The organism is uncultured Campylobacter sp. (assembly GCF_937949835.1).
Classification (GTDB): domain Bacteria; phylum Campylobacterota; class Campylobacteria; order Campylobacterales; family Campylobacteraceae; genus Campylobacter_B.
In genome coordinates, this window is sequence record NZ_CALEDC010000095.1 from 1 (window position 1) to 6,474 (window position 6,474).

Here is a 6,474-nt window from a genome sequence, read left to right on the forward strand (position 1 = left end):
CGCGCCGCAAAAATGCAAAACGATAATCAGACTCCCGATTAGGAAAATTTAGCCATTTTTGGGCTAAATTTGGCCTCGCGGCGATTTAATATAGCTTAGGCAAACTACGAAGCCGCCACGTAATGCAAAGCCAAATTCACTGCATAAGCCGCTAATGCTAAGTTAAATTTGATTTACAATTTAAGAGAGTTGATAAAAACGAATTCTTAAATCAAAGTTACACTATTCTCGCGTAGTTTTATTAAATTCTTATAGCAGAGTAAAATTTTGCTATCTCTTTGTACGGTTTAAATTTTAAAATTTACAAAATTTTACTAGTTGCAAACATTGCCCAACAAACTCCGCAGAATCCCAAATTTAACCCCAGCTTAAGCATAAGCTTGTATACTTTGGCTTTAAATTTAAGGCGGCAAATGAGATCTCAGAGCGAATTTTTTGGCGTTTTCATCACGCTTCTTGGCGGCGTATTATGGGGCTTTAGCAGCGTTTGCGGGCAGTATCTGTTCACGCAAAAAGGCGTCAGCGCCGACTGGCTCGTGCCCTACCGCCTGAGCATTGCCGGGCTTGCGATGGTGGCGTACTATTTAGCGCGTTCGCCGCGCGCAGCTCTCGCGCCGCTAAAAGATCGCGCGCTATTGCCGCAGCTGCTCATCTACGCGTTTTTTGGGCTTATGATGACGCAGTATTCGTACTTTTGCGGTGTCGAGCTCTCAAACGCCGCCGTCGCGACCGTGATCCAGTACTCCGCGCCCGCGCTCATCCTTGCCGTCGTTTGCTTTTCACAGCGGCGCGCGCCTAAAAAGGTCGAGCTCATCGCGCTCATTTTCGCGGTGCTGGGCGTCGTGCTGCTCGCCACCCACGGCGATCTGGGTTCGCTCGTTATCAGCGCGGAGGCGCTGGTTTGGTGCCTCATTAGCGCGCTTGGCGTCGTGATTTATAGTCTCATCCCAACGAAGCTAAATCAAAAATACCCCGTCGCGCTAAATTTAGGCTGGGGCATGGTCATCGGCGGCGGCGCGCTCGCGCTTTACACGCGGGTTTGGCAGCTAGGCGGCGTGAGCGACGCGCAGGGCTTTGCGGCGCTTGCGGCGGTGGTGATTTTGGGCACGATATGCGCGTTTAGCTTTTACATGACGGGGCTAAAGATAATAGGCGCTAGCAGGGCGAGCATGATAGCGTGCATCGAGCCGGTGAGCGCGGCGGCGTTTGCCTATTTTTGGCTAGGGACGGAGTTCGTGTTTCTTGATTTTGCTGGCTTTACGCTCATTATCTTGTGCATATTTTTGCTGGCTAAAGATAGAAAAAAGGCGTAAATTTGGAGGAGAGATGATTTATTTGGCGCAAACGGATACGACGGCGGGATTTTTGAGTAAAGATTTTCGCGAGATAAACGCGCTAAAACGCCGAGCGGCGGACAAACCCTGCCTCATAACGACGGCAAAGTTTAGCGAGCTAAAAAATCTCGCTCGCGTGCCCGCTAAATTTAAAAATTTAGTGCGCCGCGCGAGGAAAACGACGTTTTTGTATCCGAACGGCACCGCCGTGCGCGTCGTGAAAGAGTGCGCTCACGAGGAGTTTTTGAGGCAATTTGACTGGCTTTATTCCAGCAGCGCAAATTTAAACGGACAAAGCTTCGACGAAGAGTGGGCGAGGGCGGCGGCGGATCAGGTCGTGGATCAAAATTTCAGCCAAAACGCGAGCTCGAAAATCTATAAAATTTCAAAAACTAAAATTTTGCGGATTAGATAGAGCTGTATTCAAAATTCACGCGCAAAGAACGCTCAAAAAAGAGGCGCTAGTTTATAAATTTAAGCGACTTTGTAAATTTAAATGGCTCTTATAAATTTCACGAACCGTAAAATTTTGTCACGTATAAACCGCGCAAATACCGTCTGAAATTTTAAAAAATCGTGAAAAGATAGCGGCAAACTTGCAGAAAGATCGTATAAAAAGCTGTGAATTCCTACTATCCTTAAGCAGTAAAATTACTGCCGTTTTCGAAGCTGTAAAATTTCGCTATTGCTAGCTTTTGAATGAAATTCTATCGTCAGATACTCTCGATCAAAATTCCAACTCGGGCGAGCTAAGATTGTCGCTAGAAATTCTCGCATCCCGAGCATTCTCGATTAAAATTTTAGAGATCGGGCATTGTCGCCGGTTTTTATCCTAGCCGCTACGCGCCGTTTTATCGCAGCCCTACCGACGCCGCTTCTACCTTTGATTAAAATTTGATCTTTAAAAAAGCTTCTCTGACGCCGCTAAAATCAAAATTTCGCCGCTGCGTCAATAGTTTTAATAAAATTCAGACGCCGTTTCTGCCGACACCTATTCGATTAAAATTTTATCGCCGCTGCAAGTATTACGATTAAAAATTCTATCATCACCGATCTTATGTCAAAATTTATTGTTGCCGCCTCACCTCCGCCACTACTGCCTTATCTCCACCACCGCTGCCGCAGCAGCAAGCGCCGCAAAGCCGTCCGCATCGCTCACGCCCCCAAGCTGCCAAACCTGCGTATAAGACGCAAGTACACCGCCCCCATTGCTGCGCCACGACGACAGATCCGCAATAAAATTTCCGTCGCCGAGCAACGTGCGTCAAGCCAAACGCTGCAAGTTTTAAAATTTAAACCGCCTCTCGCCGCGCGGCACCGATAAATTCCAACCGATAAATTCCGCTAGCCAGTCCATCATTTCCGCATAAATCATAAATTTCCATAAAATTTAACGCCGCCTTTCTTGCTTTATATTAAAATTTCGCTAAAATTACCGCATTAAATTTGAGGCGCAAACGGAGCTTAAGCTTAAACCGCTTGCGGGCAAATTAAATCCATTCAAGGAGCTTTTATGAGCGGTGTTGCGTTAATCATCTGCTTCGCCATAGCGGTCGTCGTGATGATTTTTTTGATCTCCAAAGCAGGCGTCCACCCGTTTTTGGCGCTAATGCTTATCTCCCTGGCGCTCGCGATCGTCGCGGGCATACCGCTAGCCAAGATCCCCGCGATCATCGGCGACGGATTCAGCGGCACGTTTAAGAGTATCGGTATCGTCATAATCTTCGGTGCGCTCATCGGCACCGTGCTCGAAAAGACGGGCGCGGCGCTCAAACTCGCCGATATGGTCGTAAACGTAGTCGGACAAAAGCGCCCCGAGCTTGCGATGCTCATAATGGGCTGGATCGTAGGTATCCCCGTATTTTGCGACAGCGGCTTCGTCGTTTTAAACCCGATCCGAGAAGCGATCAGCAAAAAAATCGGCGAAAACCCAGTCGCTCTAGCAGTGGCGCTCTCGGGCGGACTTTATGCCTCGCACGTATTCATCCCGCCGACTCCCGGACCGATCGCCGCAGCAGGCGCCGTGGGTCTAGGCGGCAATCTACTGCTCGTAATCGCAATGGGCGCGGTAGTGTCCTTGCCGGTGCTGATCGCTACATACTTTTTTTCTAAAAAGGTCGCCAAAAACGTCCATATAAGTGAGGCCGAAGCGAATGAAGTCATCGCCAAAAGCTACGACGATCTGCTTAAGCAATACGGCAAATTGCCGGACGGATTTTTAAGCTTAGCCCCTATTTTGGTACCGATCCTATTTATGGCGCTGGGCTCCGTCGCCAAGATCCTAAAAGTAGGCGGATTTGCGGGCGAAATTTCGCAATTTTTAGGAAATCCTATCATCGCGCTAGCCTTGGGCGTAGTTTTTGCGGTATTTTTGCTCGTGCAAACCGGCAAACTAGGCCAATTTAGTGAGATCACCAACGAATCCTTAAAAATCGTAGGCCCGATCCTCTTCATCACCGCAGCGGGCGGAGTGCTAGGCAAGGTCATCACCGACGCCGGCTTCGTAACCTACATCAAGGACAATGCGACCGCGATTAAAGCCGCGGGGATTTTCTTCCCGTTCTTAATCTCTGCCGTTTTAAAAACCGCGCAAGGAAGCTCCACCGTGGCGATCATCACTACCGCTTCGATTATGGGCGCATTTAACGCAGACGACTCACTGATGCAGGTACTAGGCTTCACCTCGGAAATGTCCGGCGCGCTTGTGGTAATGGCGATCGCAGCGGGCGCGATGACGGTTTCGCACGCTAACGACAGCTACTTCTGGGTCGTTACGAATTTCAGCAAGATGAACCCGCAGCAAGGCTACCGCACACAAACAATGCTAACCCTAATTATGGGCATTACGGGCATGATCAGCGTGTGGGTTTTGTCGCTGTTTTTGATCTAGGTTAGCTTATTCTAGCCGCTACCGCGCTAAATCAGTGCGGAGCGCTACGGGCATCTACCAGCGGCTAGCTACATAAAATTCTTTAAATTTACGTAGCTAGCCGTACCGCGCAAATGTTCTGGGACATTAAAATTTCGCTTAACGGAGTTTTAAATTTACACACAAAGCCTCAAGGAGCAAAATTTTAAAATTCTATCGCTACAGAATTTTAAAATTCCACGACATGAAATTTTAAAATTTACCCCATAAATTCGGCAACGAGATTTTAAAATTCTACTCTTGCTTCAGTCTTGTCATCGTAAATTTAGCCTACGCGCTGTAAAATTCCAAAATTTTAAAATACCAGCCAAAGGAAAAATATGAAAGTTTTGGTCGCGATCGACTCATTTAAGGGCTCGCTTAGTTCGCTTGAGGCGGGCAACGCCGTAAAATCAGGCATCGAAAAGCTAGGCTGCGAAGTGCTCGTCAAACCTATCGCAGATGGCGGCGAAGGAAGTGTTGAAGCCCTTGCCGACGCGCTAAAAGCTAGGTTTATGGACGTCATCGTAGCAAATCCGTTAGGCGAAAAAACGCCCGCGCGCTACGCCTTAAAAGGCGAGCTAGGCATCTTAGAAATGGCGTCCGCATCGGGTCTGCCGCTCATCGAAAAATCGCGCCGCAACCCGCTAAAAACGAGCACTTATGGCTTTGGCGAGATGATAGCGCATGCGATCGCACACGGCGCGCGAAAGTTTATCATCGGCATCGGCGGAAGTGCTACGAATGACGCGGGCATGGGTATGCTGCGCGCGCTCGGTTTTAAATTTAAAGATGCAAATGGCGCAGAGCTTGCGGGAGCGGGCGAGGATCTGATTAAACTCGCCACGATAGATTGCACTTCGGTGCTGCCGCATCTTAAAGAATGCGAGTTTCTCATCGCCTGCGACGTGGATAATCCGCTTTTTGGCGAAAATGGCGCGGCATATATTTACGCTCCGCAAAAAGGCGCGGATGCAGCGATGGTAAAGCAGCTCGATGCGGGACTTATAAATTTTGCAAGCGTCGTAAGCAAACATCTTGGATGCGAGCTTTGGAATAGCCCCGGAGCAGGAGCTGCCGGCGGGCTGGGCTTTGGCTTCGTGAGCTTTCTAAACGCAACGCTTAAGCCAGGCATCGACATCATCACCGAAGAGATCGGGCTAGAGCGCGATATGCAAGGCGCCGAGCTCGTCATCACAGGCGAAGGAAGGCTCGATTTTCAAAGCTCGATGGGCAAAACCCCCTGCGGCGTCGCGAAGATCGCCGCTTCCTACGGCGTGCCCGTAATCGCGCTGGCAGGCGGCATCTCGCCCTGTGCCGGTGGCTGTAACGAGCGAGGCATAGGCGCATTTTTTTGCATCCTAAATGAACCGATGAGCCTTGAGCACGCGATGGAGCCTGCCGTCGCGACACAAAATTTAGCCCGCGTCGCCGAACAAGCGGTGAGGTTGTTTCTGCTAGGACGCGGCGCCAAATAAGGCTTTTGGACCAAAATTTTAAGGCGCGTCCGCTAAAACTTGAGCGGGTTCGGCGCGTATGCGCGGTAAATAGAATTTACTGTGCGTCTCGCGGTGAGCGACGCGGCGAAGAAGCGAAAATTTTAGTAGAATAAATTTTCATGCTTTTGAAAAACGCGGCGCAGCCTTAACGCAAATGCAGCGCTCGTGCGGCTTACGGCACAAAAATATGCGTAACGAGGCGGACGAGCGGCGGCGGCTCGCAGCAGGCCATGACGCGCATACGCGGTAAGCAAACCGCACAACCGATACGAAAAAAAGCAACCCCGCTGGGCCGTGACGCGTATGCACGGCAAGCAAATACCGTGTGCAGCTTGCGACGGGCGGCAGAATTTCATCCGCCGCAGTCTACGGCAAGCGAATAAATTCTGCATTAGAGTAAAACCGAAGCATAGCTTTGTTGAAATTTTAGCGTATTCCAGAAATAGGGCGGTTGAGTGACAGTGCAGCGACGGGCGGCATGAAATTTTACTTTACTGCGCGCGATACATACGCAAGGCGCGATCTAAAACTCATTTTCCAATCAAGCGGCTCGCGAACCCTCGCAAGACATGACTAAAACAGACAGAATTTTAAAATTTAACGCCGTATTCGCACCTCATAGAATTTACAACGCAAATTTAAAAGCAGCGATCTGCTTTATAAAATTCCATTTCGAATTTCAGCCCGCGATATGTCCGTCTTGAGGCGAAAAAGACCGCTCAATCGCAAGATC

5 protein-coding genes are annotated in these 6,474 nt (G+C 49.4%); 4 read left to right on the forward strand and 1 reads right to left on the reverse strand.

All coding sequences use genetic code 11. The features are described from left to right. The first annotated feature begins 413 nt into the window (after positions 1 to 413). Positions 414 to 1,313, forward strand: a complete 900-nt coding sequence (locus Q0256_RS02080) for a DMT family transporter (protein ID WP_297959614.1) — start codon at positions 414 to 416, stop codon at positions 1,311 to 1,313. 13 nt (positions 1,314 to 1,326) lie between these two features. Continuing rightward, positions 1,327 to 1,749: a Sua5/YciO/YrdC/YwlC family protein gene (locus Q0256_RS02085; RefSeq protein WP_297959615.1), complete on the forward strand. Its 423-nt coding sequence runs from the start codon at positions 1,327 to 1,329 to the stop codon at positions 1,747 to 1,749. 678 nt (positions 1,750 to 2,427) lie between these two features. Here Q0256_RS02085 and Q0256_RS02090 read toward each other — a convergent pair. Next, positions 2,428 to 2,592: a hypothetical protein gene (locus Q0256_RS02090; protein ID WP_297959616.1), complete on the reverse strand. Its 165-nt coding sequence runs from the start codon at positions 2,590 to 2,592 to the stop codon at positions 2,428 to 2,430. 255 nt (positions 2,593 to 2,847) lie between these two features. Between Q0256_RS02090 and Q0256_RS02095 the strand changes: the two genes are divergently transcribed. Next, positions 2,848 to 4,224, forward strand: coding sequence for a GntP family permease (locus tag Q0256_RS02095; RefSeq protein ID WP_297959617.1), 1,377 nt, complete (start codon positions 2,848 to 2,850; stop codon positions 4,222 to 4,224). A gap of 359 nt (positions 4,225 to 4,583) precedes the next feature. After that, positions 4,584 to 5,720, forward strand: coding sequence for a glycerate kinase (locus Q0256_RS02100; protein WP_297959618.1), 1,137 nt, complete (start codon positions 4,584 to 4,586; stop codon positions 5,718 to 5,720). Positions 5,721 to 6,474: the final 754 nt, after the last annotated feature.